We start from the raw sequence: 25,241 nt of genomic DNA on the forward strand, positions 1-25,241 counted from the left end.
AGCGTAGAGCGCCCGAGGAGCCGCAGCGCTCCGGGCGGTGTCCGCCGTGCGAGCCGGGTGCCCGTGGGCAAGGCTGGGGGTGAGGAGGTGCCGATGGGTCCCGTCGCAGCGCTGGACCGGATCGCGTTCCTGCTGGAGCGCGCCGGTGCGCCGACCTATCGCGTACGGGCCTTTCGCACCGCGGCCTCCGTGCTGTCCGCGCTGGGCGAGGACGAGGTCGCCGAACGGGCGGCGGCCGGGACGCTGGAGGCACTCCGCGGGATCGGCCCGAAGACCGCCCAGGTGGTGCGGGAGGCCCTGGCCGGGCGGGTCCCCGGCTATCTGGAGCAGTTGGAACGGGAGAGCGAGACACCGCTGGCCCAGGGCGGCGAGCCGCTGCGGGCGCTGCTGCGCGGTGACTGCCATCTGCACTCCGACTGGTCGGACGGTGGCAGCCCGATCGAGGACATGGGCAGGGCGGCCGCGCGACTCGGTCATGAGTGGGCGGTGCTCACCGACCACTCCCCCCGGCTCACCGTGGCCCGTGGGCTGTCCGCCGAGCGGCTGCGCGAGCAACTGGAGGTGGTCGCCGCGCTCAATGCGCAGTGGGCGCCGTTCCGGCTGCTCACCGGTATCGAGTGCGACATCCTCGACGACGGCGCGCTGGACCAGGAGCCGGAGCTGCTGGACCGGCTGGACGTCGTGGTGGTCTCGGTGCACTCGAAGCTGCGGATGGACGCGCGCTCGATGACCCGTCGGATGATCGCCGCCGTCCGCAATCCGCGGGCCGACGTGCTCGGCCACTGCACGGGACGGCTGGTCACCGGCCGCGGGCGGCCCGAGTCGGAGTTCGACGCGGACGCGGTGTTCGCCGCGTGCGCCGAGTCCGGTACGGCCGTGGAGATCAACAGCCGGCCCGAGCGGCTCGACCCGCCGCGCCGCCTGCTGCGCCGGGCCGTGGACGCGGGCGTGCTGTTCTCGATCGACACCGACGCGCACGCGCCCGGTCAGCTCGACTGGCAGATCCACGGCTGTGCCCGGGCCGAGGAGTGCAGGGTGCCCGCCGAGCGTGTGATCACCACCTGGACCGCCGAGGAGCTGCTGGCCTGGACCCGGGAGCGGACAGTGCCCTCGCGCGTGTGACGGGCATGTCCCGTGGTACCCGAGCCCGTACGCGAGGGAGGAAGATCCATCATGGGACGGGCGGCCGTGTTCGACGTGGACGGGACCCTTGTCGACACCAATCATCTCCATGTCACGACGTGGTGGGAGGCGTTTCGGCAGGCGGGCCACCAGGTGTCGATGCATGCGATCCACCGGTCGGTGGGCCTCGGGTCGGAGGACCTGATCGCCCATCTTCTGGGCGGCCGGGACCGGGACGAGGTCGATCTGCTGGTCGCCACGCACACGGCCCTGTACGGGACGTACTTCGACCGTCTGCCGCCGCTGAAGGACGCCGGGCGGCTGCTGCGGCGCCTCGACCACGACGGCTGGAACGTCGTCCTCGCCACGTCGGCGAGCGGCCGGGAGCTGTCGGCGCTGCGCCGGGCGATCGGGGCGGACGACGCCATCGCGGCGACGGCGAGCTCCGACGACGTGCAGGCCGGGAAGCCGGCGCCCGAGCCCGTCGAGCACGCCCTGGAGCTGGCCGGGGTGCCGCCCGAGTCGGCGGTGTTCGTGGGCGACACCGTCTGGGACATGCGGGCTGGCACCCGGGCCGGGGTGACCTGCGTCGGTCTGCTGTCGGGCGGCATTCCGGAGCCGGATCTGCGGGAGGCGGGTGCCCGTTCCGTCTTCCGGGATCCGGCCCATCTGCTGGCCAGGCTGGGCGACAGTCCGCTGGCGCCGGACGCGTAGCTCCGAGGCCCGAATCCCCGGCGGATACGCAAGGTGACACAGATCACTCTTGGGTCGCCGGATTTCCGGAACACCGACCGATAGTTTTCCGTTGAACCAGCCGTGGGAGCGGACGGGACAGCGTCCCCGGGCCTCAACTCCAGCCCACAGGGACGATCGTTCGGCTGAAGCCCTGTGGAGCGTCTCGCCGAGAGGCGACCGCCGTGCGCCCCCACCACAGTCGGCCCCGACCGCGATCCCCCCGTCCGGTCGGGGCTCTTTTCTGCCCGGAACGGGACAGGCGCGTTCGCCCTGGGCCCGACGAGGGCCGGGGCCGTTCCCGGGTTGACTTCGAGCGCGCTCCAATTCGTAGCGTGCGACGTATGAGCACTGCACAGCACAGAATCGGGTCGGGCTTCGGCGCCAGGAGCACCACGAAGGACGTCCTGGACGGGATCGACCTCTCCGGCAAGCTCGCGCTCGTGACCGGCGGCTACTCCGGGCTCGGTCTCGAGACCACGCGGGCGCTGACCGAGGCGGGTGCCCGGGTCGTCGTCCCGGCGCGGCGCCGTGCCGCCGCCGAGGCGGCGCTGTCGGGCCTCGACCAGGTCGAGGTGGACGAGCTGGACCTCGGTGACCTCGCGAGCGTGCGCGCCTTCGCCGAACGCTTCCTCGCCTCGGGCCGCAGCCTCGATCTCGTGATCAACAATGCCGCCGTCATGGCCTGCCCCGAGACCCGGGTGGGTCCGGGCTGGGAGGCCCAGTTCGCCACCAACCACCTGGGCCACTTCGCGCTCGTCAACCACCTGTGGCCGGCCATCGAGCCGGGCGGGGCCCGGGTCGTGTCCGTGTCGTCCGCCGGTCACCACCGCTCCCCGATCCGCTGGGACGACCCGCACTGGGAGCAGGGCTACGACAAGTGGGAGGCGTACGGCCAGGCCAAGACCGCGAACGTGCTGTTCGCGGTGCACCTGGACCGGCTCGGCAGGGACCGTGGCGTGCGCGCCTTCTCCCTGCACCCCGGCGGCATCCTCACCCCGCTGCAGCGCCACCTCAGCCGCGAGGAGATGGTCGAGCGCGGCTGGATCGACGAGACCGGCGCACTGGTGGACCCCGACGCCTTCAAGACCCCCGAGCAGGGAGCGGCCACCCAGGTGTGGGCCGCGACCTCGCCGCAGCTCGCCGGGATGGGCGGGGTGTACTGCGAGGACTGTGACATCGCGGAGCCCGCGCCGGCGGACGGCGGTCGCGGTGGAGTCAAGGCCTGGGCGACGGACCCGGAGCAGGCTGCACGTCTGTGGGCGTTGTCGGCGGAACTGACCGGAATCAACGCGTTCGCGTCCCGCGCCTGAGACGACGGACCGGGGCCGGCCGCAGTGCGGCCCCGGTCCGTTTCCGGCGCTGCCCGTGCGGGGCGGGTCAGTCGGAAGGCTCGTCCGGGACGGGGTGGTCCGTGGGGGCCATGTCCTCGTCGGTGTCGGGTACGTCCTTCGCGGACTCGGCGGTGTCCGGCGGGTGGGCGCGGCCGTGTCTGCCGGCGCGGACGTCCCACGGGTCCTCGACCCTGCTGGCCTGCTGGTCCGGCATGTCCCGTGGGATCCGACGGGCGCGCTCGCCGGGACCCTGGGGCCGTTGTTCGGTCACGGCGCTCACTCCGTTCCTCGCTCGCCCGGCTGACGGGGCCCGCGAGCGGGAAGCGGGCCCCTTTCCGGGCGAGCCCCGGGTACCCCGGCAGGGATCGGCAAAACGGTGCCCGACGCACCTAGAGGCAGCGGTCAGCGGGGCGTTCGTTCCTCCAGCGCCGTCCGCCAGGTCGGCCATCGTCCCTCGTCCGCGGGCTCCGCACGCCGCCCGCCGCGGGCGAAGAAGTCCGCGAGCGGCAGGATCGCCGCCCCGACCGTCACCGCGTCGGGACCGAGCCTGCCCATGTCGAGGGAGACCCGCTCGGCCGGATAGCGCAGGGCGTAGGCCATGGCGTGCCGGCGCACCGAGGACAGGAAGCGGGAACCGAGCTGCAGCCCCGCCCAGCCGCCGATGAGGATCCGCTCGGGCTGGAAAAGGTTGATCAGGTCGGACAGGCCCGCGCCCAGGTACTCGGCGGTCTCCTCCAGGACGGCGAGCGCCACCGGGTCCGCCTCGGTGCCCTCGGGCGGGTAGGCGGCGGCCAGCAGGGAGGTCAGCGCCGTCTCCTCGTCGGTGTGCTCGGGCGGCCTGCCGCCCTGCTCGCGCCAGCGGTCGATGAGCGCTTCCGCACCCGCGTACGCCTCCAGGCAGCCGAGGGCCCCGCAGCGGCACCGTCGCCCCCTCACCCGTACCGTCAGGTGGCCCCATTCCACGGCCTGCCCGCTGCCGCCCTCCTCGGTGACCAGGCAGGCCCCGACGCCGGAGCCGAAGAGGACCACGACCGCGCTGTGGGCGCCGCGCCCGGCGCCGAACCACATCTCGGCCTGGCCGAGGGTCCTGGCCCCGTTGTCGATGAAGTACGGGACGGAGTCCGGGAGCCGGGAGGTGGAACGGAGCAGGGACTCCACCGGTACGGCGTCCCAGCCGATGGTCTGGCCGTGCACGACGGCCCCCTGCTCGGAGGTACGGGCCACGATGCCGGGTACGCCGATGCCGACGCCGAGGAGCCGTTCGGGGGCGATGTCGGCGGCGGCCAGGACCTCCGCGATGCCGTCGCGGATGTGCCCGACGACGACCTCGACGTCGTACCGCTGATGCTCCAACGGCCTGTCCGCCCGGGCGAGTTCGGTGAGGGCCAGGTCGAACAGCTCGACGCGGACCCGGGTTTCGCCGACATCGACGCCGATCATGTGCCCGCTGGCGGGCGCGACACGCAGCAGCGTGCGCGGGCGGCCGCCGTCGGAGTCGACGCTGCCAGCCTCCTCCACCAGTCCGTCCGCGACCAGTTCGGCGACCACGTTGCTGATGGACCCCGAGCTCAGGCCGGTCACCGGGCCCAGCTCGAACCGGCTCATCGGGCCGTCGAAGTACAACCGCCGCAGCACCTCGGCGCGATTGCCCCGACGCAGGTCACGTACCGTGCGCCCGTTCCGCCCCGCCATGTGACTCCTTCCGGCCCTGCACGACCTGCACGATACCGTCGCGCCGCCCTCCGGGCGCCCCTTAACGCGATCTTAAATCAGGACCTAATTTAAGACATGACAATCGTGGGGCCGATTTCGCCGTCCGAAATGCCGTGTCGCCGGGGCTCGTCACGCGCTGCGAGCCCCGGCGACACGTTCGGTTCGCTGATCAGCCCGCCGTGTACACATCCTCCACATAACGGCCGGATGCGACCAGCTCGTTGAGCCATCGCTCCGAGTGCTCGCCCGGCGCGCGCTCGGCGTGCAGCGCCCGGAACGCCGCGCGGACGCCGGGCGCCATACGGGAGCCGTCGCCGCACACATAGACCCGGGCTCCGGCGTCGAGCAGCCGCCACACCTCGTCGGCCTCGGCCGCGATGCGGTGCTGGACGAAGGAGACGCCGTCGACGGGCGCCGCGCTGAAGGCGGGGCGCAGCGAGACCGCGCCGACGTCCTCAGCCGCGCGCAGTTCGTCGGCGTGCAGAAAGTCCTCGTCCGGCGCGTCGCAGCCGAAGTAGCAGACGGCGGGCGCGAGATGGGCGCCCTCGGCCAGCGCCCGGACGCGGTCCGCCACGGCACCGCGGAACGGGGCGAGACCGGTGCCCGCGGCGATCATGATCGTCGGGGCCGTGTGGTCCACGCGGAAGGCCTCGCGGCAGGGCCGGATCCGCGCCAGGACGGTGTCACCGCGCTGGACGGTGGCGAGATGGCCCGAGCCCACGCCCCGGTACGTACCGTTGCCGGACCGGGCCGGGGCCTGGAGCAGCGAGACCATGAGGTCGATATGACCGGGGTCGGCAGCGGACGACGAGGACACCGAGTAGTGCCGGGGGCGCAGGGGCGTGAGGACGTCGAGCAGCGTCGGCCAGTCCAGGGCGCCGCGCAGCGCGGGGTGGGCCTCGATCACCTCCAGGAGGGTACGCGGGTCGTCGGTGAGGGCGGCCAGACGCGCGCGTTCGGGCGGGCACGGGTTGGCCTCGGCCAGCGCGGCCAGTTGGCCAGATGTGGGCCGCTCCTGCAACTCGACGTGGTATGAGAGCAGTTGACGTATGGTCAGGGGACGGTCGACGGCGAGGCCGTCCCGGCGCGGGCGGGCCGCGCGGATGTCCAGTACGGTGTCCAGGTCCACGCCGAGCGCGTCGGCCGCCCGCTCGACGAGGGCCTTGTCGTTGACGGGGAGGACCGCCACATGGTCGCCGGTCCGGTAGGTCGTGCCCTCGGGCAGCGCGAGGCGCACGAACCGCTTCAGCCGGGGGTGGCCGGGAGCAGTCAGGTCGTCCGCGGCGGTGACGGTCATGGGGACGAGTTCGTGCCGCTCGGCGAGCGCGTCCAGGGGCCCGCCGGTGAGGGTCCGGACCTCGTAGACCCGGGCGGGCTCCTCGGCCGCGGTGGTGGCGTCCGGGTCGCCGAACCGCTCCAGGAGGGCGGTGCGCAGCCGCGCGGTGAAGGCGCGCACGGCGCCGCCGAGGTCTCCGGAGGCGTCGGCCGCCTCGCGCTCCAGTAGACGGGTGCCGCCGAGCTCCGCCAGGCGTTCGTCGATCCGGACCGGGACGTGCTGATAGGTGGCGGCCCAGTTGCGGTCGCCCACGCCGAGGATCGCGTAGCCGACGTCCGCCGCGGTCGAGGAGTCCGCGGACAGCCAGGCCGCGAAGGCGGTGGCGTCGTCCGTGGGCTGCCCGTTGTAGGAGGCTGCGGTGATCACGACGGGGCGGTCGGTGGGGAGCCCTGCTGCGTAGGCGTCGAGGGGCGCGACCTCCGTCTCGCAGCCCAGCGCGGCCGCCTCGTCGGCGAGTTGCGCGGCGAAGGCACGGCAGGTGCCGTAGTTGCTGCCGTGCAGGAAGAGGGCGCGGGTGCCGGGGCGCACCCGGGCGGGCAGGGCGGCGGCGTCGACCGGGGACTCCTGGGCGGCGGGAACGGCGCCAGGCAAGGGCGCGTGCTCCCGGTCGGCCGCCGCGCGCGGGGTCAGGGTGAGGGTGAAGCCCTCGGGCTTGAGGGTGAGCGTCTCCTTGATCGTGAGCCGGTAGTCGGCATGGTCGTGCAGGCGGTAGCGGTGCACCAGCATGGCGAGCAGCATGGTCGCCTCGTGCAGGGCGAACTGCCGTCCGATGCAGGCGCGTTCACCGGTGCCGAAGGGTTTGAAGGCGTGCGGTGAGCGGGCCGCCTCCGCCTCGGGCGTGAAGCGGGAGGGGTCGAACAGCTCGGGGTTGTCGCCCCACAGCGGCTGCCGGTGCAGCATCGGCGCGATGACGGTGACGGCCTGTCCGGCGCGCACCGGGATGCGTCCGCCGAGCAGGGTGTCCTCGCGGGCCTCCCGGCTGAACGCCGCGGCGGTCGGCCACAGCCGCAGTGCCTCGTTGAGCACCTGCCGGGTGTAGGTGAGCCTGCCCACCTCGTCGAACGTGGGCTCGGGGTCGGCGGTGTCGCCCCACAGGGCGTCGGCCTCCCGCTGCACCAGCTGGAGCGCGGCGGGGTCCTTGACGAGATGGTGCAGGGCGAAGGACATCGCGCCGGAGGTGGTCTCGTGCCCGGCGATCAGGAAGGTGATGACCTGGTTGCGAATGTTGGCGGTGTCGAGGGTCGTACCGTCGCCGGGGTGCCGGGCGGTGAGCATCAGGCCCAGCAGATCCTCCGCATCGGTCTGCCCCGGGTCCGCCGTACGTGCGCAGATGACGTCGTCGACGACCTCGGCCAGGTAGGCGGCGTCCACGCGGAAGGCCTCGTCCGCCACCGTGGTGTCCTCGCCCGGCTTCCGGCTCAGCCGGGTCATGCTCCACTCCAGGCAGCGGACCATCGACGCGACGAAGGGGTGCGGCTCGTCCCGTTCGAAGGAGCCGAAGTCGTAGTCGAACCCGGCGAGCCCGATCGTGTCGAGGGTCATGCGCGTCATGTCGTCGGCGACGTCCACCGGACGGTGCTCCCGGCTCGCCCGGTCCCAGGAGTCGATCAGGCGACGCGCGACGCGCACCATCACGGGGTGGTAGGCGCGCATCGATCCCAGCGCGAAGGCGGGCATCAGGATGTCGTGGGCCTTGGCCCAGTTGGGTTCGTCGTTGTACGCCGTGAACAGGCCGTCGGCGGCGAACTCACGGACGTTCTCCAGCGCCGGCCCGACGGCTTTCGCGAACCGCGTCTCGTCGGCGAGCTCGGTGACCAGGTCGGGATCGCTCACGAACAGTGCGTCCCGTCCGTGCAGCCGGCGGACGAGCACCGGTCCGTGTCGGCGCATCAGCTCCATGATCTGCTGGATGGGATCGCGACGCGGGCCCTCGCCGGACACATCGACCACGGGGACGCCGTGCGACGTGTGAAGGGGCTGCGGGGACAGGGCGGGGGGCATGGGCGACAACTTCCTCTCGCCGTAAGGGAGTACAGCTCCCAGTGAGGGAGTACTGCTCCCAGCCTGCGGGCCGGACCCGTGCGGTCCGTGGCTCCGCACTACAGGAATCTGCACTGGCAATCCGGATGCCGCCCCTTGCCAAGTCGGCCCGGGTGCGCAAGGGGCGGGTCGTGCGCGCACGATGGCGTGCCCCAGGGCCGACCGGTCGATCTCCGCGCCTGTCGAGCGGGTCATGGAAGACGGCCCCCAGAAGCCCGCCTAATATCCGGCCGTGGCGAAGACTTTTGAAGAAATCGTGGAGATGCAGCGGGCGGCGAGCGAGGCGGAGACGAAGGCGGCCGGACTGCGCGAGATGTACGGGCCGCCCACCGCGACGACGTGGACCAAGCGGCAGTCCGACCTGTACGAGACCGCGTTGCGGGCGTGGCGGGACCTCGACCGCGATCTTCAGGTCGAGATCGCCGAGTACGCGAAGGAGCACGGCAGGACGCGCAGCGACGTCGAGGCCGAGGCGCGAACGCAGGCGGGCGTTCCGGAGGAGGACGCCTGACGACTTCGCCGTGCGGCCTCGTCCTCAACCCCTCACCCGGGCGTCTATCGTTGCCCAGGCGGCTGGAAGGGGTGCGGATGGAGTCGGGGCAGGCGCCCGACGTCGTGTGGCGGAATCGGGCCCTGACGCTCTTCGACCGGATCCCGATACCGGTCGCGGTGTGCGATGTGTACGGGGCCGTCGTACTGGCCAATCCGGCGATGGCGGCCGAGTGGGGCGGCACGCCGGGGAGCCTGCGGGGGCGGAACGTACTGGACCTGTTCCGGCCACAGGAACCGACCCAGATCGAGCGCATCGCCCATGCACTGCGGCTGCGGCACCGCTCGCGCTATCCGGTGTCCGTGTGCTGGGACGCGGCCGACGGTGTGCCGCGCCACGGCGAGCTGACCGCGGACCCGGTGAGCGACTCCGCCGAGGCGACGACCGCGCTGCTGGTCGTGGTGCGCGTACTGGGCGAGCGGCCCGCGGCGCAGCAGTGCTCCCCGGCTCCGCAGGCGAGCCCCGCCGAGGCCCGGATCCTCGCCCTGCTCGCCGGGGGCGCGACCACGGCCCAGGCGGCGCGGGAGACCGGTCTCACCACCGACGGCGTCGCCTACCATCTGCGGCGCCTGTCCGAACGCTGGGGCGCGGCGAACCGTACGGAGCTGGTGGCGCGCGCCTACGCACTGGGCGTTCTCGTTCCGGGCGCGTGGCCGCCGGTGGCGGCGGGGCGCTGAGGCACGAGCGCCTCGGACCCACCGCTCGTACGGATCACGCCGGGCTCGCCGGGCACCGCTCGCGCCACCGACGCCGTCCCCGCACCCTCCGGCGCACCGAAGCGCGCCAGGCAGTGCCATACCTTCTTCAGGTCGTGCGGGTCGTATCGGCCCGTGCGCACGGCGTCACCGATGATCCTCGGGTCGAGGTCTCCCCCCTCGGCGATGTGCGCCCCCAACTCGACGTACTGCGGACCGCGGAAGTCCGGATGACGGCGCAACTCGGCGACGGAGAGTCGGTACCCGGGGTGCCATTCCAGCGGGCAGGGGAGCCGGCGGGCGGCGGCCTCGACCGGGGTGCCGCGGTAGCTCGCGTCCAGGACCAGGGCCTCCGCGTGCAGCGCCGGCACGACAGGACCGTGCACATGCGCTTCGATGTAGTCGTCGAGGGTGTCCCGGTCGTCCGCCTCGGCGCGCTCGATCAGATCCATCCCTGTGGCCACCCCGAAGTGGGACGGCTCGGCCGCACTGTCCGGGTAGCAGAACGTGGCCCGCTCCAGCGTGTCGGCGGTCAGTCGGAAGTGGGAGGAGCCGAAGCGTGGCGCCGCGCCCACCACTTGATGCCGGAAGTTCAGCGCCCCGTACACCGGCCGCTGGTGCGCCGGCGCGGTGTCGTACGCCCCGCCGAAGATCCGGCTCTCCCACCGCCGGCGATCGCCGCCGGGGTGTGCGGTGAGCCCGCCGTTGCTGGTGCCGGTGACGAACTGCGAGCGGTACGCGCCGTCCGCGGCCAGGGCCTCGAGGATCGGCCGGTCGCCGGCGAGCCGGTCGGGATGGAAGTTGAGTGTCAGCCGCAGCCCGCGGCTCACCACGGGCCCCGCTGAGCGGGCGGCCACATGACGCAGGGCGCGCTCGGCCGCCGAGACCGTGTCCGGGTCACTTCGGAAATTCATTGGTCCTCCCCCGATCCACCTTGTTAATTTAGGCACGAAACTATGGACCCTAGGTTTCAAGGTCAGGCCTGGGACCCAGGGCTCATGTTTTCCGGATTCAGCACCGTTCCGCAGAAGGACTCCTCATGAGATCGCTCACCGAGCAGGACATCCGCAGCTCGTTCGTCAACTGCTCGAAGGGAGAGGCGAAGCGGCTGGCGATCCCCCGCGACCTGGACGAGCGCCCCTGGGCCGACCTTGACTTCCTGGGCTGGCGGGACCCCGGGGCACCGGACCGCAGCTACCTCGTCACCGAGCGGACCGGCCGGCTCGTCGGCATCGCGCTGCGCTTCCCGTCCTCGCAGCGCGGCTTCCTGCACCGGAGCATGTGCTCGCTCTGTCTGACCACCCACTCCGGCAACGGCGTCTCTCTGATGACCGCCCGCAAGGCGGGCGCGGCGGGGCGCGAGGGGAACTCGGTCGGGATCTACATGTGCACCGACCTCGCCTGCCCTCTGTACATACGCGGGAAGAAGGTGCCCGAGGCCGGCGGTCGTTTCGAGGAGACGCTCACCACGGAGCAGCAGCTCGCCCGGATGACGGACAACCTGTCGGCCTTCCTGGACAAGCTGCACGCCTGACGTGGGGCGGCGGCTGCCACCCGCCGCGCCAGCACGGCACGGCACCCCGCACATGGTGACGCTCCCCACCCTGACGTTCGATGCCCAGGTGGAGCGGGAAGAGCCATAGGGATGCAAGATGTGCGTGAGACGTGGACGAGGGTCACCGCCCGGATCGTTAAGCTGCGCCAGGTACCCGAGGCCGTCCAGGCGGTTCGTTCGACCGCGGCCGCGACCATCGCCTACGTGGTCGCTGTGCGCCTGAGTCCGGAGCCTGCTCCGCTCACCGCGCCCCTGACGGCGCTCCTGGTGGTCCAGGTGACGCTCTACGCGACGATCACCAACAGCGTGCGCCGGGTGAACTCCGTGGTGACGGGCGTCGTCATCGCCATCGGCTTCAGCATCCTGGTCGGCCTGACCTGGTGGAGCCTGGGCCTGATCATCCTCGCCTCACTGGCCGTCGGCCATCTCGTACGGGTCAGCGAGTACGTCCCCGAGGTGGCGATCAGCGCCATGCTGGTCCTGGGGGTGACTCAGGTCGGCAGTACGGCGTGGGCACGGGTCCTGGAGACGGTGATCGGCGCGGTGGTCGGCCTGCTGACGAACCTGTTCTTCGCTCCCCCGGTGTGGGTGGGCCCCGCCGGACAGTCCATCGAGGACCTGGCACGCCGGATGCGCCAGCTGATGCTGCGCGTCGGCGAGCAGGCGGCGGGCCGGGTCCCGGTGGCCCTGGCGACCGTACGGCTGTACGAGGCGCGTCGGCTGGACCACGACATCGTCGAGGTGGACGCGGCGCTGCGGCAGGCCGAGGACAGTCTCAAGCTCAACCCCCGGGTCCGCGAGGGCCTGCTGCACCGGATCGTGCTGCGCACCGGTCTGGACACGCTGGAGATCTGCACGGTGGTGCTGCGGGTGATCACCCGGACCCTTGCCGACCTCGCGAAGGAACGCGACCCCGAGCCCCTGTTCGAGCCGGAGGCCGGGGCGACGCTGGAGCGGCTGCTGTCCGAGATCGCCGATGCCGTGGTCAGCTTCGCGGTGCTCGTCACCACCGACGTCAGCAGCAACGCCGAGTCCGCCGAGGCCCGGCTCGCCGAGGAGCTGGTCACGGCGGGGGCGACCCGCGACAAGCTGGCCCAGCTGTTGCTGGAGGGCGTCCAGCGGGACACCCGGCAGTGGCAGTTCCAGGGCGCCGTGCTGACCGAGGTCAACCGCATCCTGGACGAGCTCGACACCGAGCACCGCACCCGCCGTCTGCTGGAGGAACTGGACCGCTGCGCCGACGAGCAGCGCGAGCGGAACCCGCTTCTCACCAGGTTCCGGGAGAATGTGCTCCGGCCCGGGCTGTCCCGGCTGCGTGAGCTCATCCGGGGCCGGGACCGTCCTGGGCCCCCCGGTCGCCCCGGGTGAAGCGGCTGGGCCGCACCCCCGCGCGGACCGGGACCGCGAACGTTGCATAAGTCGCAACGGTCGTTGCCCACCTTGCACTTGGCGGTCGGTCCGGTCATGGTGGCTGTGGCAGATGAGGCCGTCGAGTTTCGAGGTGCGGGCATGAGCAGGGGTGCGGAACCGACGCGGGCTTCGTCCGGCGGAGGCTGGAGCCGACGTCGGTTCCTCGGTGCCGCCACGGCCGCCACCGCGGTGACCACGATCCCGGCACCCGCCCTGCCCGAGCAGACCTCGGACGCGTCCCGGCCCGCCCCGGCCCACGCGTCCTCGCCGCCGCGCCGCCCCGCCGGCCCCCGTCCGCTCTACGTCGGCACGTACACCTCCGTCGAGGGCGGCGGCCGGGGCATCGGCCTCGCTACGTACGACCCGGGGAGCGGCGCGGTCACCGGTACCGGCACGCTGACCGGCGTGCCCGACCCCTCGTACCTCGCGGTGCACCCCGACGGGCACACGCTGTACGCCGTGGACGAGCAACAGGACGGCTCGGTGACGGCCGTACGCCTGGACGGGCACCGGATCCTCGGCTCCCGGAGCACGGGCGGGGCGGGCCCCTGCCATCTGTCGGTGCATCCGAGCGGGCGGTGGCTGCTGAGCGCCAACTACCTCTCGGGCAGCGTGGCGGTGCATCCCATCGACCCCACGGGTGCCCTGGGCGAGCGCACCGACCTCGTCACCCACACCAGTCCTCCGCCAGGACCGGGACAGCAGGGACCGCACGCGCACCAGTTCCTCACCGGCCCCGACGGGGACCATGTGCTGGCCGTGGACCTGGGCGCCGACACCGTGTACACCTACCGTCTCGATCCGTCCCGTGGCACGCTCGCCGAGGTCTCCCGGGCGCGGACCCGGGCGGGCGCGGGACCGCGGCATCTCACGTTCCACCCCGGCGGCCGCTTCGCGTATCTCGCCAACGAGGTCGACAACACCGCCGTCGTCTGCGCCTACGACCCCGCGACGGGCCGTCTCACCCCGGGCGAGCCGCAGTCCACGGGTACGGGCGCGGGGACGAACTATCCGGCGCAGTTCGCGGTGACGGCGGACGGCGCGTACGCCTATCTCGCCAACCGCGGCCACAACAGTGTGACGGGGTACGCCGTCGAGGCGGGCGGCGCCCGGCTGCGGCTGCTGGACACGGTGCCGGTCAGCGGTGACTTCCCGCGTCATCTCGCCCTGTCGCCGGACGGAGGGCTGCTGTTCACTGCCAACCAGCGGTCCGGCACGGTCAGCGTCTTCCATGTGGACCGGGCGAGCGGTGAGCTGCGACTCGCGGGCGAACCGTTCGCCTCACCGGTCGCCGTCTGTGCGCTGCCGCTGTAGCGTCCGGGGGCAGGCGGCCCGGGCGGCCTGCGCGAGCAGCACATGCATCCGCTCGGTGAGCTCGGCGACGTCGTCGGCGGGCCGGTGGAACGTCAGGCGTACGTCGCCATGACCGCGGGTCCGCTCGATGCGCAGGGTCAGCCCATGGCGGTCGACGGCGAGCGGCTGGACACGTACCGCGCCGTGCAGGCTGTCGGGTTCGACGAGGCGGGTGAGCCGCTCGACGGCGTCGGGGTGGGCGTCTGCGAGGTGGGTGAGCAGCCGGGCCTCGGCCCCCGCGAGCGGGTCGGGCTCGGCGGTCGCGTACTCGGCGGGGTCCACGGCGGCCACGCCGTTGGCCCGGCGCAGCGCGATACGCGACGGCTGGAGCAGAAGATTCCCCTCGTCGGGCACCAGCGTGCCGGCCAGCCACAGCCGGGCGCGGATCCGGGAGCGGACCGGGACCGGCGCGACGTCGGCGAGTTCCAGCACCACGGACGGCTCTCCGCGCTGTGCGCAGAGCGCGAGGGCCCGCAGCGTGCTGTCCTCGGGCAGATGCAGCAGCACCCGGCCGTCCGTCAGGGCGGTGTGCGCTCCGACCAGTTCCTCCCGGCCGCCCTCCGCAGTCACCGCGCAGGACCATGCGGCAGCCAGCACGGATCGGGCACGATCCGCCGCCGCGGGCGCGGCCGTCCAGGCATGACGGTCACCCATTCCCTCAGCCTCCTTTAGGTAAGCCTTGCCTAACTTATCGGAGATCGAGTTGCGCGCCAACCAGGCCCCGGCACGCGACGCGCCGTCGCCGGAGAGCATCAGGGGCCTTTGGCCACCTCAGGAGGCGATGACACCCCACAGCGCGCGAGCGCACAGGTCGCGCACCTGGTCCCGGGACAGGGCGGCCCCCCGCAGCCACTCCAGGCACACCGCCGTCGTGAAGGCCAGCCAGCCGCGGACGGCGATCCTCAGGTCGGGCCGGTCCGCGACGGCCGGGCCGAACTCCGGATCTGCCGCGAGCGCCGTCAGGATCTGCCGTTCCTGCGCGGCCAGTGACTGCCGGTAGACCCTCCGCACGGCCTGGTCCCCCGCCGCGTCGGCGCGATGGAAGGCGCGGAAGCCGTGCGCGTGCTCCTCGACGTACGAGAGGAACGTGTCCAGCGAGGCGGCGAGTTGATCGCGCACCGCGACCCCCGGGACGGCCTCCGTCATCCGGAGCATCCGCTCGCTCTCGCGCTCCACGACCGCCGCGAAGAAGTCCCGCTTGGTCGGGAAGTAGTGGTACAGCAGCCCGCGCGAGACCCCGGCGATCTCGGCGACCTGCTCGATCCACACCTCGTCGTAGGGGTTCTCCGAGAACAGCCGGGCCCCGACCGTGAGGAGCTGCTCCCTGCGTTCCCCGGTGCTGAGCCGGCGGCGCGTGCGCTCCCCCTGGTTCGCGGCCATGACGGCACTCTACTTGACGCCGGTTCAACGGGGGCAGGAGACTGAAAGCGCTATTGAACCGACGTACAACACGCTTGCTCGCCCTGCTCACCCTGGGCCCGGCCTGCGTTGCATCAAGGGAGATGGCGTCATGGCGGAGACGACGGCGACCGCGCTGCCGAGGGGTTTCCGGGGTGCGGAACTGGGCTGGCCGGAGCTGGACCGCATCCCGCACCCGCCGCACCGGCTCCCGGTGATCGGGGACGTGTTCGGCGCCGACCGCCGCAGGCCGCTGCAGGACTCGATGCGCTACGGCAAGATGCTCGGACCCGTCTTCCGCCGGAAGTTCTTCAGCCGGGAGATCGTCTTCGTGTGGGGCGGCCGCCTCGCGGCCGATCTCGCCGACGAGTCGCGCTTCGCCAAGCACGTGGGCCTCGGGGTCGCCAATCTCCGGCCGGTCGCCGGGGACGGCCTGTTCACCGCGTACAACGACGAGCCCAACTGGCAGCTGGCGCACGATGTCCTGGCCCCCGGCTTCAGCCGCGAGGCCATGGCGGGCTACCACCCGATGATGCTGGACGTGGCCGAGCAACTGCTGAACCGCTGGGATGCCGAGCAGGCGGCGGGCCGCGCCGTGGACGTGCCCGGGGACATGACCAAGCTGACGCTGGAGACGATCGCACGCACCGGCTTCGGCCATGACTTCGGCTCCTTCGAGCGCTCCCGGCCGCATCCCTTCGTGACCGCCATGGTCGGCACACTGACGTACGCGCAGCGCCGCAACGTCGTTCCCGGGCCGCTGAGTTCGCTGCTGCTGCGCGACGCCGCCCGGCGCAACGAGGCGGACATGGCGTATCTGAACCGCACGGTGGACGAGCTGGTACGCGCCCGGCGCGGCAGCGCCAGCGGCAGTGGCGGCGGCGACCTGCTCGACCGGATGCTGGAGACCGCGCACCCGGAGACCGGTGAACGGCTCGCGCCCGAGAACATCCGGCGCCAGGTGATCACCTTCCTGGTGGCCGGTCACGAGACGACCTCGGGGGCGCTCTCCTTCGCCCTGCACTATCTCTCCCGGCACCCGGACATCGCCGCACGCGCCCGGGAGGAGGTGGACCAGGTGTGGGGTGACACCGCGCGGCCCGGCTACGAGCAGGTCGCCAGGCTGCGGTATGTGCGCCGGGTCCTGGACGAGTCCCTGCGTCTGTGGCCGACCGCCCCCGCCTACGCGCGGGAGGCCCGGCACGACACCGTGCTCGACGGCGTCCATCCGATGCGCCGGGGCGCCTGGGCCCTGGTCCTCACGCCCCTGCTGCACCGGGATCCGGAGGTGTGGGGCGCGGACGCGGAGCGGTTCGACCCGGACCGGTTCGAGGCGGGCGCGGTACGGGCGCGCCCCGGGCACACCTTCAAGCCGTTCGGGACGGGGGCGCGGGCCTGCATCGGGCGGCAGTTCGCGCTGCACGAGGCGACGCTGGTGCTGGCGCTGCTGCTGCGCCGCTACGAGCTGCGGCCGGACGCCGGCTACCGGCTGAGGGTGGCGGAGCGGCTGACGGTGATCCCGGAGGGGCTGCGACTGCACCTCGACCGGCGGGCCGCCCTCGCGCGCACCCCGGCGGCCGTCGGCGAGACGCCGCCGCCCCCGTCAGGGGCCCGCTGTCCAGTGACCGGGAGGGGTGACTGACGCCGGCAGGCGGGTGCCCGCGCTGCCCCGGGCCGCGTTGATCTGCGGCTGGGTCAGGAAGAAGGCGCCCGTCAGATCGGCGTCCCTGAGGTCCGCGTCGCGCAGATCGGCGCCTATCAGATCCGCGTCGCGCAGATCGGCGCCCGTCAGGTCGGCGGCGATGAGCAGGGCGCCGCGCAGATCCGCACCCCGCAGATCCGCCCCCTTGAGCCGGGCGCCGAGGAGATCGGCGCCCCGACGGCTCCTGCCACGGCGTCCCGTCCCCGAGCGGACCAGCTCGCTGGTGCGCAGCAGCAGCACATTGACCTCCTGCCGGTGCGCGCCGACATCCAGCTCCCCCAGTTCCTGCGGCGTCCGCGACGTCAGCCGCTCGGTCGCCTCCAGCATGCGGCGCAGGTCCGCGTGGACAGAACGGGCCGCAGGCAGGGTGAGCGCCTCCGTCAGATACCAGAGCAGCTCGTGGAGTTGACGCATCACGGGGAACACGTCGAACATCCGGCGGGCGTGCTCGGGGCCGCCCGACCGCCAGTCCTGTCCACCGAAGGTGATCTGGGAGACCTTCTGCCCGGCGCCGAAGCAGTCGTAGACGGTGCAGCCGGGGAAGCCGCTCGACCGCAGCCGGGGGTGGATGCCGCAGCGGAAGTCGTCCTGGAGATTGCGGCAGGGCGTGCCGGCGTCCTTGTCGACCGCGAAGTCCGCCGAGCGCCCGAAGGGCAGGGCGACACAGCACAGCGCGAAGCAGCTGCTGCAGTCCGCGCGCAGGTCGAAGCGGTCGGCCGGGGTGGTATGCATGGCATCGATCCTAAATGCCGCCCGCAAAGCTCACCGCCGAATTTCCTGCGCCGTGGGAGTCCACTCATCCGTAGGAAAACAAGGACCGCTACCACGGAGGTACCCGTCGTACGACCCCGGGAGAGACGTCATGTGCACGCACTGGCCTCCGTGCCCACCGGCCGACCGTTCCGACCACCATGCGGCGATGGTCGTCTCCGCCCACCCCGAGCAGGGCTGGAGCCTGCTGTGCAACGGCACGATCGTCTTCGACGACACCGGCGAGCTGCTGCCGGACGGCCGGGCCGTGGCTCCGCAGCGCGGGATGGAGCGGACCGCCCGCTGAGCGGTCAGGCCAGCACCGCCGTGAGGTCGAGCCGTGCCAGGCGCTCGGGGTCCGACAGGATGTCGATCCGGGCGATCCTGCCGTCCACGACCGCGACGGACATGACCGACTGGGGCCGCCCCTCGGGCGCCGTGACCGTGCCGACCATGCCGTTGACCAGCACGATCCGCGCGTGCGGGGAGAACTGCCGGAACAGGAGCGCCCCTTGGGCCACGGCCGTCGCACCCTGCACCACCTTGGACGCGGCCACACCACGCACCAGGGAGCCGGAGTCGGCCCGCAGCACCACATCCGGGTGGAGTACGGCGACGAGGGCGTCGAAGTCGCCGGAGCGTGAGGCCGCGAGGAACGCCTCGACCGCCTCGCGCTGACGTCCGAGGTCGGGATCGGGCGCCGGCCCCGCCTGCTGCACCCTGCGCCGGGCCCGGCTCGCGAGCTGCCGGGTGGCGGCGGAGCCGCGGCCGACGACGGGCGCGATGTCGTCGAAGGGGACGGCGAACATGTCGTGCAGAACGACGGCCAGCCGTTCGTCGGGCTCCAGTGTCTCCAGGACGACGAGGAGCGCGATCCCGACCGAGTCCGACAGCAGTGCCTCCTGTTCGGGATCGACGCGGTCCAGGGGGGTGACGACCGGGTCGGGGACGAAGGTGTCCCCCATCGGCTCCTCGCGCCGCGCCCCACGGGAGCGGAGCAGATCGAGGCAGATCCGGCCGACGACGGTGGTGAGCCAGCCGCCGAGGTTGCGCACCTCGCTGACGTCGGAACGGCTCAGGCGCAGCCAGGTCTCCTGAACGGCGTCGTCGGCCTCGCTGAGCGAGCCCAGCATCCGGTAGGCGACGGCGCGCAGCTGCCCCCGGTGTTCCTGGAAGCGGTCCGCCAGCAGTTCCACGTCGTTCATCGACCCCCCGTTCGACCGGTCCCGTCCTGGGCTCCCCTGACGATCAAAACACGGACGGGGCACGGACGTTGAGCGAATTCCGTGCCCACCTCGGTGTCAGACCTCGTCCCGCGCCAGCGCCAGCAGCCGGCCCAGGACCCGCGGGCCGCCCGCGCGGACCCCGTCGTGCTCGAACTCGTCGGTGACCCAGGTCCGCAGTCCGCGGATCGCGCGGGCCGTGCGCAGGGCGTGGTCGGTGTCGACGTACATGTCGTCGTGGTAGACCGCCGCGGCCACCGGCACCTCGTTGACGGCGAGGCGGGCGGGGTCGTACAGCGGGGTCCAGTCGGTGTGCTCGGCGAGCAGGTGCGCGGTGTCGCGCAGCGGGCGCAGCGCCGGGTCGGTGTCGAACATCCAGGGGTGCACGGACTCGCCCGTGAACAGCACCGGTCCGTCGCCGGCCAGTGCCTTCGCCGCGTCGAACTGCGGGAACTCCGCTCGCATCCGCTCCGCCGACCAGGCGGTGGGGCGGCCGTCCTGGCCGTAGATCGCCTCGTGCACCAGCGCGTACAGCGGGTGGCCCGCGTACGACAGAAGGGTCTGCACCTCCTCCTGGAAGGCGTCGGAGAGCGCGAGGCCGCCCGGAGTGTGCACGAAGGCGTTCTCGAGGAGGAAGTGGAGGCGGTGGCTGCCCTCGCCGCCGCCGAGCAGGATGCCGAGGGACTGGAACGCCTCGACGGTGAGCCGGTAGCCGCCGGGCAGCACGGGCTCGTGCTGGAGCACGTACTCGGCGATACGGCGGGCGCGTTCGACGTCCTGCGGGTAGCGGGCGTAGTGGGCGGCGACCTTGCGCTCGATACGGGGATACGCGGCCCGGTACACGTCGTCCGCGTGCCCGTCGAGGGAGGGCAGTCCGCCGGTGATCAGGGCGGCCCGCAGGCCCTCGGGCGCGGTCGAGAGGTAGTTCACGGTGCAGAAGCCGCCGAAGCTCTGCCCGAGGACGGTCCAGGGGGCGCCGCCGGTCACCTGGGGGCGGATGGCCTCGCAGTCGCGGACGATGGAGTCGGCGCGGAAGCGAGTCAGGTAGGCGGCCTGTTCGCGCGGGCCTCCGCGCAGCGGGAGCGTCTGCCGGTTGGCGGGCGTGGAGGCGCCGGTGCCGCGCTGGTCGATGAGGAGGACACGGTAGTCCTCCAGGGCGCGGCCCAGCCAGGCCTGCTTGCCGATGAACCGGTGCGCCCCGAAGCCTGGGCCGCCCTGGAGGTAGACCAGCCAGGGCAGGTCGGCGTCCGCCTTGCCGCTCGCGACGACCTCCCGTGCGTACAGCTCGATCGTCTCGCCGTCGGGGGCGTCGTGGTCCAGGGGCACGGTGAAGCGCCGGTCGGTGAGGACGACACCGGGCTGACGGTAGCTGAGGCTCAAGGGGGCTCCCGGGACGGACGGAATCAGGACGCGTGCCAGTTCAGCACATGGACCGGCGGTGTCGGCGCCCGGGGATCGAGAAGCCGCCCCCGACCAGCCGCTCAGCCGGTGCCGATCGCCCGTACGACGAATGTCGCCGCGCGGGAGGGGCTCAGCGCGCCGCCAGGCTGGAGCGGCGCACCACCAGCTCCGGCTGGAGCACGACCCGCTGGTGCTCGTGCCCGCGCGCTCCCCCCTCCGCCTCGGTCTCCTCCAGCAGCAGTTCCGCGGCCAGCGCACCCATGGTGACGGCGGGCTGCCGTACCGAGGTGAGCGGCACGGCGGCCGCCGCGGCGAACTCGATGTCGTCGTAGCCCACGAGGGCGAGGTCCTCGGGGACGCTCACCCCGGCGGCGTACAGGGCCTGCAGGACGCCGAGCGCGAGCAGGTCGTTGGCGCAGAAGACTGCCGTCGGCCGGTCGGCGAGCCCGAGAAGCCGGGCACCGGCGTCGCGGCCCGCGGCGACGTCCAGACGCTCGGTGGGCAGTTCCCGCAGCGCCCCGGGGCCGAGACCGGCCTCGGCCAGCACGTTCAGGGCGCCGATGCGGCGGTCCCTGACCTGGTGGAGTCCGGGCGGCCCGCTGACGTAGGCGACGGAGCGGTGCCCGGCGTCGACCAGATGCCGGACGGCCAGGGCGCCGCCCGCCACGTCGTCGACCGAGACCGAGCACTCCGTGGTGCCCTCGGCGACCCGGTCGACCAGCACGAACGGGATGCCGTGGCGGCGGAACGCCTCGATGTTGCGGCCGGTCGCGTCGGCCGGGGTGAGCAGCACGCCGCGCACCCGCTGCTCGGCGAAGAGCGAGAGGTACTCGGCCTCCTCCGCGGGGCTCTGCGCGCTGTTGCAGACCATCACGCCGAGCCCGGCCTGGCGGGCTGCCCGCTCGGCGCCGCGGGCCACGTCCACGAAGAACGGGTTGCCCATGTCGAGGACGAGCAGCCCCATGATCCGGCTGCGCCCGGCCCGCAACTGCCGTGCGGACTCGCTGCGCACATAGCCGAGGCGGTCGATCGCGGACAGCACGCGGGCGCGGGTGGGAGCGGCGACGGTCTCGGGACGGTTGATGACGTTCGAGACCGTGCCCACGGAGACTCCTGCCGCGCGGGCGACATCCTTGATACCCACCGTCTGGGCCATCGGGCGGGAACCTCCAGAGCTACGAGGGGCGGCGGGAAAACCTCACATTACCTGCATGCCGTCCCACTTCCGCCCCGGTCGGGCACATGGTCGAAACGGACGCCGCACGTCCGCCGACGGCGGTGGCGAGCGGCGTCCTCCCGGGTCCTCGAGCGGCGGACGGGTCCGCGGGTCAGGCGAGGTGGAACACCTCGGTGAGGGGGCGCATGGCCTCGTCGGGCCGGGCGCCGTCCGGCGAGACGAAGAACGGCGCCATCTCCGCCTGCCAGCGGGCGTTGACCTCGGTGGCCGCCATCCCGGCTTGCGCGGCGGCGAAGTCCACGGTCTCCAGATAGCCGACCAGCAGGCCGTCCTCACGCAGAAAGAGCGACTAGTTGTGCCAGCCGGCCGTCGAGAGGGCCCTGAGCATCTCGGGCCACACCGCGGCATGACGCTCGCGGTACTCGTCGAGACGCTCGGCCCTGACCCGGTGCACGAAGCACACGCGCTGCATCGACGGTCTCCCGGTGCTAGAAGTCGAACTGGCCGATGTTCTCGGCGGCGAACACGGTCGGCTTGCCCAGGTTGATCACACCGTCCTTGCCGAGGGTGTACGCGGTGTCGCCGGCTTTGAAGGTCTCGCCCTCCTTGCCGGTGATCTGCCCGGAGGCCAGGGCGACGGCGGTGCGGGCGGCCAGTTCGCCGAGCTTGGCCGGGTCCCACAGCTCGAACGCCTCGACCGTGCCGTTCTTGACGTACTTGCGCATGTCGTTCGGGGTGCCGAGACCGGTGAGCCGGACCTTGCCCTTGTACTTGGACCCGGACAGATACTGGGCGGCCGCCTTGATACCGACGGTCGTCGGGGAGATGATCCCCTTCAGGTCCGGGTGCTCCTGCAGAAGGCCCTGGGTCTGCTGGAAGGACTGCTGGGCGTCGTCGTTGCCGTACGCGACCTTGACCAGCTTGACGTCCTTGTACTTGGGGTCCTTCAACTCGTCCTTCATATAGCCGATCCACGTGTTCTGGTTCGTCGCGGTCTGCGCGGCGGACAGGATCGCTATCTCACCCCGGTAGCCGATCTGCTGGGCGAGCAGCCGCACCTCGGTGCGGCCCAGGTCCTCGGCACTGGCCTGGGAGACAAAGGCGTCTCGGCACTCGGGCCGGGTGTCGGAGTCGTAGGTGACGACCTTGATGCCGTTGCTCATGGCCTGCTTGAGCGCGGTGCACAGGGCCCCCGGATCCTGGGCGGACACGGCCATCGCGCTCACCTGCTGCTGGGTGAGCGTGTTGACGTAGCTCACCTGGCCGGCGGTGTCGGTGGCGCTGGACGGGCCGACCTCCTTGTAATTCGAGCCCAGCTCGGTGAGGGCCTTCTCGCCGCCCTTGTCGGCGGAGGTGAAGTACGGGTTGTTGACCTGCTTGGGCAGAAAGCCGACGGTGAGGCCCTTCTTGAGGGCGGCGCCCGGGTCCGCCTTGCCGGACGAGGCGGCAGAGCCGCCGCTGTCGTTCTTGACGTCGTTCTTGGTGGTGCCGCCGCAGGCGGTGGCGGCGAGGGCAAGGGAGGCGACGGCGGCGAGGGCCGTGCAGCCACGGCGGATCGCTGAAGCACGCATGGGCGGAGATCCTTTACGACGGTGAGCGGAGGGACGGGGGCGGAGCGGACACGGCTCGGCGGGCCGCCCTCGCGACGGAGATCTGTCGCCCGACGCGGGGGCCGAGCACGGAGACGACGAGCAGGACACCGGTGACGACGATCTGCGACTGCGCCGCGATGTTCAGCAGGCTCATCACGTTCTCCAGCGCACCGAGCAGGAACACCCCGGTGATCGCGCCGCCGAGCGTGCCCTTGCCGCCGTCGAAGTCGACACCGCCGAGCAGCACCGCGGCGACGACGGAGAGTTCGAGCCCGGTGGCGTTGTCGTAGCGGGCGCTGGCGTAGTGCAGGGCCCAGAACACGCCCGTGAGGGAGGCCATGAGACCGGTGGCCAGAAACAGGGTCAGCTTGGCCCGCTTGACCCGGATGCCGGCGAACCGTGCGGCCTCCTCGCTCGCGCCGACCGCGAACAGCGAGCGGCCGAACGGGCTCGCGTGCAGGACGACGACGGCGACGGCGAGCAGCACCAGAAAGGCCGGGAACGCCTGCGGAACGAAGGTGTTCCCGACACGCCCGGCCGCGAAGTCGAGGTACTGCGTGGGGAAGTCGGTCACGGCGTCCGAGCCGAGCACGATCTGCGCGATGCCCCGGTACGCGGCGAGGGTGCCGATGGTGACGGCGAGGGACGGCAGGCCGAGCCTGGTCACCAGCAGGCCGTTGACCAGGCCGCACACCAGGCCGAGCAGCAGACACAGCGGGATGATCGTCTCGATCGCCATCCCCTCGTTCCACAGCTTGCCCATGACGGCGCCCGACAGGCCGGCGGTGGAGGCGACCGACAGGTCGATCTCCCCCGCGACCACGAGGAGGGTCATCGGCAGCGCGATCAGTGCGATCGGCAGGGTGTTGCCGATGAGGAACGACAGGTTCAGGGCATTGCCGAAGCCGTCGACGAAGGAGAACGACAGCAGCAGGAGAACGAGGAACAGCGCACCGACGACCGTGTCCCAGCGGATCGCGCGCGTCAACGAGTCAGGCATGGGGTGCGTTCCCCTCCTCGGGGGCCGGTGGGGTCGGCTGCTGCGCGGGGTCCGACGGGGCCGGCTGCTTCACGGCGGGCCTTCTCGCGGCCGACTTCTTCAGGGCCACGGCCACGCGCAGCGCGACGACCCGGTCGACCGCGATGGCGAGCAGCAGCAGGACGCCGTTGATGGCGAGCACCCAGACGGAGCTGACCCCGAGGGCGGGCAGCACACTGTTGACGGAGGTCAGCAGCAGGGCGCCGAGCGCCGCGCCGTAGACGCTGCCGGAGCCGCCGGTGAAGGCGACACCGCCGACCACGACGGCGCTGACGACGGTGAGTTCGTAGCCGCTTCCGGTGCCGGAGTCGACGTTGCCGAACCGGGCGAGGTACAGCCCTCCCGCGAGACCGGCGAGGGCGCCGCAGAAGGTGTACGCGGTCAGGATCCGCCTGCGGACCGGAAGGCCGGCGAGCCGGGCGGCCTCGGCGTTGGACCCGAGCGCGTACAACTCGCGCCCGCTGCCGAAGTGTTTGAGGTGGTACGCGGTCGCGACCAGGACGCCGAGGGCGATCAGGGCCGGCCAGGGAAGGGCCGTGATGCCGCCGGAGCCGAAGTCGACGAATCCGCCCGGCAGATCGGCCGCCGTGATCTGGCGCGACCCGACCCAGATGGAGTCGATACCGCGGATGATGTACAGCGTGCCGAGGGTGACGACGAGTGCGGGCACCTGACCGAGGCTGACGAGCAGCCCGTTGAGCAGGCCGAAGCCGACGCCCACCAGGACCGCGAGCAGCAGCGCCACGACCGCGTTCCCACCGCCGTGGAGGTAGGTGCCGGCGGCGAAGGCGCTGATGCCGAGGGTGGAGCCGACGGACAGGTCGACGTTCCCGGTGATCACGACCAGGGACTGGCCGGTGGCGACCAGCACCAGGATGGTCGCGTTGAGCAGCAGGTCCTTGATGCCCTGTTCGGAGAGGAACTCGCTGTTGCCCAGCTGGGTGACCACGATCATCACCACGAACACGGCGAGGAGGGCGAGTTCACGCATCCGGAAGACGCGGTCGACCAGTCGGGCGCCGCCGGACCGAGGCACCTCGGCGGCGGGGGCGGGGCGGGGCGGGGTCACCGTCATACGGCGGCCCTCCCGGTGGCGGCGGGGGCCGTCACGGGGGCTCT

General features: G+C 72.3%; 23 protein-coding genes and 1 pseudogene. 10 read left to right on the forward strand and 14 right to left on the reverse strand.

Annotated features, from left to right (window positions below):
* Positions 1-93 precede the first annotated feature (93 nt).
* From ACFYX0_RS29705 to ACFYX0_RS29715, 3 genes are all read left to right on the forward strand, one after another.
* Positions 94-1,122 (forward strand): PHP domain-containing protein, encoded by a 1,029-nt coding sequence (locus tag ACFYX0_RS29705; protein ID WP_388974573.1) that lies wholly within the window; start codon positions 94-96, stop codon positions 1,120-1,122.
* Between the two features lie 51 nt (positions 1,123-1,173).
* Positions 1,174-1,836, forward strand: coding sequence for an HAD family hydrolase (locus ACFYX0_RS29710; protein ID WP_311695299.1), 663 nt, complete (start codon positions 1,174-1,176; stop codon positions 1,834-1,836).
* 362 nt (positions 1,837-2,198) lie between these two features.
* Positions 2,199-3,167, forward strand: coding sequence for an SDR family NAD(P)-dependent oxidoreductase (locus ACFYX0_RS29715; RefSeq protein WP_388974574.1), 969 nt, complete (start codon positions 2,199-2,201; stop codon positions 3,165-3,167).
* Between the two features lie 67 nt (positions 3,168-3,234).
* Here the strand turns inward: ACFYX0_RS29715 and ACFYX0_RS29720 are convergent, their stop codons facing one another.
* The 3 genes from ACFYX0_RS29720 to ACFYX0_RS29730 all read right to left on the reverse strand — a co-directional run bounded on the left by ACFYX0_RS29720 (position 3,235) and on the right by ACFYX0_RS29730 (position 8,238).
* Positions 3,235-3,459 carry a hypothetical protein gene (locus ACFYX0_RS29720; protein ID WP_388974576.1) on the reverse strand — a complete coding sequence of 75 codons (225 nt, stop codon included), beginning with the start codon at positions 3,457-3,459 and terminating at the stop codon, positions 3,235-3,237.
* Between the two features lie 131 nt (positions 3,460-3,590).
* The gene (locus ACFYX0_RS29725) at positions 3,591-4,880 is read right to left on the reverse strand and encodes an ROK family protein (RefSeq protein WP_388974578.1); all 1,290 of its coding nucleotides are present in this window, start codon (positions 4,878-4,880) and stop codon (positions 3,591-3,593) included.
* 190 nt (positions 4,881-5,070) lie between these two features.
* Positions 5,071-8,238 carry a cytochrome P450 gene (locus ACFYX0_RS29730; protein WP_388974580.1) on the reverse strand — a complete coding sequence of 1,056 codons (3,168 nt, stop codon included), beginning with the start codon at positions 8,236-8,238 and terminating at the stop codon, positions 5,071-5,073.
* Between the two features lie 271 nt (positions 8,239-8,509).
* On the opposite strand from ACFYX0_RS29730, the gene ACFYX0_RS29735 reads away from it, so the two are divergent.
* Together ACFYX0_RS29735 and ACFYX0_RS29740 are read left to right on the forward strand one after the other, a co-directional pair.
* A complete protein-coding gene (locus ACFYX0_RS29735; protein WP_388974582.1) occupies positions 8,510-8,788 on the forward strand; it encodes a hypothetical protein in 279 nt (92 codons plus the stop codon).
* Between the two features lie 77 nt (positions 8,789-8,865).
* The gene (locus ACFYX0_RS29740; protein ID WP_388974584.1) at positions 8,866-9,504 is read left to right on the forward strand and encodes a PAS domain-containing protein; all 639 of its coding nucleotides are present in this window, start codon (positions 8,866-8,868) and stop codon (positions 9,502-9,504) included.
* Here ACFYX0_RS29740 and ACFYX0_RS29745 read toward each other — a convergent pair.
* Positions 9,447-10,436 (reverse strand): DUF3626 domain-containing protein, encoded by a 990-nt coding sequence (locus ACFYX0_RS29745; RefSeq protein ID WP_388974586.1) that lies wholly within the window; start codon positions 10,434-10,436, stop codon positions 9,447-9,449. The genes ACFYX0_RS29740 and ACFYX0_RS29745 overlap by 58 nt on opposite strands.
* A gap of 125 nt (positions 10,437-10,561) precedes the next feature.
* Here ACFYX0_RS29745 and ACFYX0_RS29750 point away from each other — a divergent pair, with 125 nt between their 5' ends.
* From ACFYX0_RS29750 to ACFYX0_RS29760, 3 genes are all read left to right on the forward strand, one after another.
* Positions 10,562-11,056, forward strand: a complete 495-nt coding sequence (locus ACFYX0_RS29750) for an FBP domain-containing protein (protein ID WP_388974588.1) — start codon at positions 10,562-10,564, stop codon at positions 11,054-11,056.
* Positions 11,057-11,167: 111 nt separating this feature from the next.
* A complete protein-coding gene (locus ACFYX0_RS29755; protein ID WP_388974590.1) occupies positions 11,168-12,445 on the forward strand; it encodes an aromatic acid exporter family protein in 1,278 nt (425 codons plus the stop codon).
* 141 nt (positions 12,446-12,586) lie between these two features.
* On the forward strand, positions 12,587-13,801 hold the full coding sequence (locus ACFYX0_RS29760; RefSeq protein WP_388974592.1) for a lactonase family protein: 1,215 nt from the start codon (positions 12,587-12,589) through the stop codon (positions 13,799-13,801).
* Here ACFYX0_RS29760 and ACFYX0_RS29765 read toward each other — a convergent pair.
* Positions 13,769-14,494, reverse strand: a complete 726-nt coding sequence (locus ACFYX0_RS29765) for a DUF2470 domain-containing protein (RefSeq protein WP_388974594.1) — start codon at positions 14,492-14,494, stop codon at positions 13,769-13,771. The two genes, ACFYX0_RS29760 and ACFYX0_RS29765, sit on opposite strands and share 33 nt — an antisense overlap.
* Before the next feature lie 117 nt (positions 14,495-14,611).
* The gene (locus ACFYX0_RS29770; RefSeq protein ID WP_388974596.1) at positions 14,612-15,220 is read right to left on the reverse strand and encodes a TetR/AcrR family transcriptional regulator; all 609 of its coding nucleotides are present in this window, start codon (positions 15,218-15,220) and stop codon (positions 14,612-14,614) included.
* Between the two features lie 130 nt (positions 15,221-15,350).
* Between ACFYX0_RS29770 and ACFYX0_RS29775 the strand changes: the two genes are divergently transcribed.
* Positions 15,351-16,880, forward strand: a complete 1,530-nt coding sequence (locus ACFYX0_RS29775; protein WP_388974598.1) for a cytochrome P450 — start codon at positions 15,351-15,353, stop codon at positions 16,878-16,880.
* Here the strand turns inward: ACFYX0_RS29775 and ACFYX0_RS29780 are convergent.
* Positions 16,842-17,672 carry a pentapeptide repeat-containing protein gene (locus ACFYX0_RS29780; protein WP_388974600.1) on the reverse strand — a complete coding sequence of 277 codons (831 nt, stop codon included), beginning with the start codon at positions 17,670-17,672 and terminating at the stop codon, positions 16,842-16,844. The two genes, ACFYX0_RS29775 and ACFYX0_RS29780, sit on opposite strands and share 39 nt — an antisense overlap.
* Positions 17,673-17,802: 130 nt before the next feature.
* Between ACFYX0_RS29780 and ACFYX0_RS29785 the strand changes: the two genes are divergently transcribed.
* Positions 17,803-17,997, forward strand: coding sequence for a DUF5999 family protein (locus tag ACFYX0_RS29785; RefSeq protein WP_388974602.1), 195 nt, complete (start codon positions 17,803-17,805; stop codon positions 17,995-17,997).
* A gap of 4 nt (positions 17,998-18,001) precedes the next feature.
* Here the strand turns inward: ACFYX0_RS29785 and sigJ are convergent, their stop codons facing one another.
* The 7 genes and pseudogenes from sigJ to ACFYX0_RS29820 all read right to left on the reverse strand — a co-directional run bounded on the left by sigJ (position 18,002) and on the right by ACFYX0_RS29820 (position 25,197).
* On the reverse strand, positions 18,002-18,895 hold the full coding sequence (gene sigJ / locus ACFYX0_RS29790) for an RNA polymerase sigma factor SigJ (protein WP_388974604.1): 894 nt from the start codon (positions 18,893-18,895) through the stop codon (positions 18,002-18,004).
* Between the two features lie 96 nt (positions 18,896-18,991).
* Positions 18,992-20,293 carry an alpha/beta fold hydrolase gene (locus ACFYX0_RS29795; protein ID WP_388974606.1) on the reverse strand — a complete coding sequence of 434 codons (1,302 nt, stop codon included), beginning with the start codon at positions 20,291-20,293 and terminating at the stop codon, positions 18,992-18,994.
* 151 nt (positions 20,294-20,444) lie between these two features.
* Entirely contained in the window at positions 20,445-21,470 is a 1,026-nt protein-coding gene (locus ACFYX0_RS29800; protein ID WP_355915766.1) for a LacI family DNA-binding transcriptional regulator, read from the reverse strand.
* A gap of 172 nt (positions 21,471-21,642) precedes the next feature.
* Positions 21,643-21,963, reverse strand: a pseudogene (locus ACFYX0_RS29805) (L-rhamnose mutarotase).
* 16 nt (positions 21,964-21,979) lie between these two features.
* Positions 21,980-23,062, reverse strand: coding sequence for a rhamnose ABC transporter substrate-binding protein (gene rhaS, locus ACFYX0_RS29810; RefSeq protein WP_388974608.1), 1,083 nt, complete (start codon positions 23,060-23,062; stop codon positions 21,980-21,982).
* Positions 23,063-23,075: 13 nt separating this feature from the next.
* Positions 23,076-24,083 (reverse strand): ABC transporter permease, encoded by a 1,008-nt coding sequence (locus ACFYX0_RS29815; RefSeq protein ID WP_388974610.1) that lies wholly within the window; start codon positions 24,081-24,083, stop codon positions 23,076-23,078.
* The gene (locus ACFYX0_RS29820) at positions 24,076-25,197 is read right to left on the reverse strand and encodes an ABC transporter permease (protein ID WP_388974612.1); all 1,122 of its coding nucleotides are present in this window, start codon (positions 25,195-25,197) and stop codon (positions 24,076-24,078) included. Before ACFYX0_RS29820 ends, ACFYX0_RS29815 begins: the two co-directional genes overlap by 8 nt.
* Between the last annotated feature and the right edge of the window lie 44 nt (positions 25,198-25,241).

It is taken from the genome of Streptomyces sp. NPDC002573 (assembly GCF_042889625.1).
GTDB lineage: Bacteria > Actinomycetota > Actinomycetes > Streptomycetales > Streptomycetaceae > Streptomyces > Streptomyces gibsoniae.

Coding starts and splice junctions, on each gene's coding strand:
- rhaS (WP_388974608.1), bottom strand. CDS start 23,062: ATGCGTGCTTCAGCGATCCGCCGTGGCTGCACGGCCCTCGCCGCCGTC.
- ACFYX0_RS29820 (WP_388974612.1), bottom strand. CDS start 25,197: ATGACGGTGACCCCGCCCCGCCCCGCCCCCGCCGCCGAGGTGCCTCGG.
- sigJ (WP_388974604.1), bottom strand. CDS start 18,895: ATGAACGACGTGGAACTGCTGGCGGACCGCTTCCAGGAACACCGGGGG.
- ACFYX0_RS29765 (WP_388974594.1), bottom strand. CDS start 14,494: ATGGGTGACCGTCATGCCTGGACGGCCGCGCCCGCGGCGGCGGATCGT.
- ACFYX0_RS29725 (WP_388974578.1), bottom strand. CDS start 4,880: ATGGCGGGGCGGAACGGGCGCACGGTACGTGACCTGCGTCGGGGCAAT.
- ACFYX0_RS29730 (WP_388974580.1), bottom strand. CDS start 8,238: ATGCCCCCCGCCCTGTCCCCGCAGCCCCTTCACACGTCGCACGGCGTC.
- ACFYX0_RS29815 (WP_388974610.1), bottom strand. CDS start 24,083: ATGCCTGACTCGTTGACGCGCGCGATCCGCTGGGACACGGTCGTCGGT.
- ACFYX0_RS29760 (WP_388974592.1), top strand. CDS start 12,587: ATGAGCAGGGGTGCGGAACCGACGCGGGCTTCGTCCGGCGGAGGCTGG.
- ACFYX0_RS29750 (WP_388974588.1), top strand. CDS start 10,562: ATGAGATCGCTCACCGAGCAGGACATCCGCAGCTCGTTCGTCAACTGC.
- ACFYX0_RS29715 (WP_388974574.1), top strand. CDS start 2,199: ATGAGCACTGCACAGCACAGAATCGGGTCGGGCTTCGGCGCCAGGAGC.
- ACFYX0_RS29770 (WP_388974596.1), bottom strand. CDS start 15,220: ATGGCCGCGAACCAGGGGGAGCGCACGCGCCGCCGGCTCAGCACCGGG.
- ACFYX0_RS29780 (WP_388974600.1), bottom strand. CDS start 17,672: ATGCATACCACCCCGGCCGACCGCTTCGACCTGCGCGCGGACTGCAGC.
- ACFYX0_RS29755 (WP_388974590.1), top strand. CDS start 11,168: ATGCAAGATGTGCGTGAGACGTGGACGAGGGTCACCGCCCGGATCGTT.
- ACFYX0_RS29800 (WP_355915766.1), bottom strand. CDS start 21,470: ATGGCCCAGACGGTGGGTATCAAGGATGTCGCCCGCGCGGCAGGAGTC.
- ACFYX0_RS29775 (WP_388974598.1), top strand. CDS start 15,351: ATGGCGGAGACGACGGCGACCGCGCTGCCGAGGGGTTTCCGGGGTGCG.
- ACFYX0_RS29710 (WP_311695299.1), top strand. CDS start 1,174: ATGGGACGGGCGGCCGTGTTCGACGTGGACGGGACCCTTGTCGACACC.
- ACFYX0_RS29740 (WP_388974584.1), top strand. CDS start 8,866: ATGGAGTCGGGGCAGGCGCCCGACGTCGTGTGGCGGAATCGGGCCCTG.
- ACFYX0_RS29705 (WP_388974573.1), top strand. CDS start 94: ATGGGTCCCGTCGCAGCGCTGGACCGGATCGCGTTCCTGCTGGAGCGC.
- ACFYX0_RS29785 (WP_388974602.1), top strand. CDS start 17,803: ATGTGCACGCACTGGCCTCCGTGCCCACCGGCCGACCGTTCCGACCAC.
- ACFYX0_RS29745 (WP_388974586.1), bottom strand. CDS start 10,436: ATGAATTTCCGAAGTGACCCGGACACGGTCTCGGCGGCCGAGCGCGCC.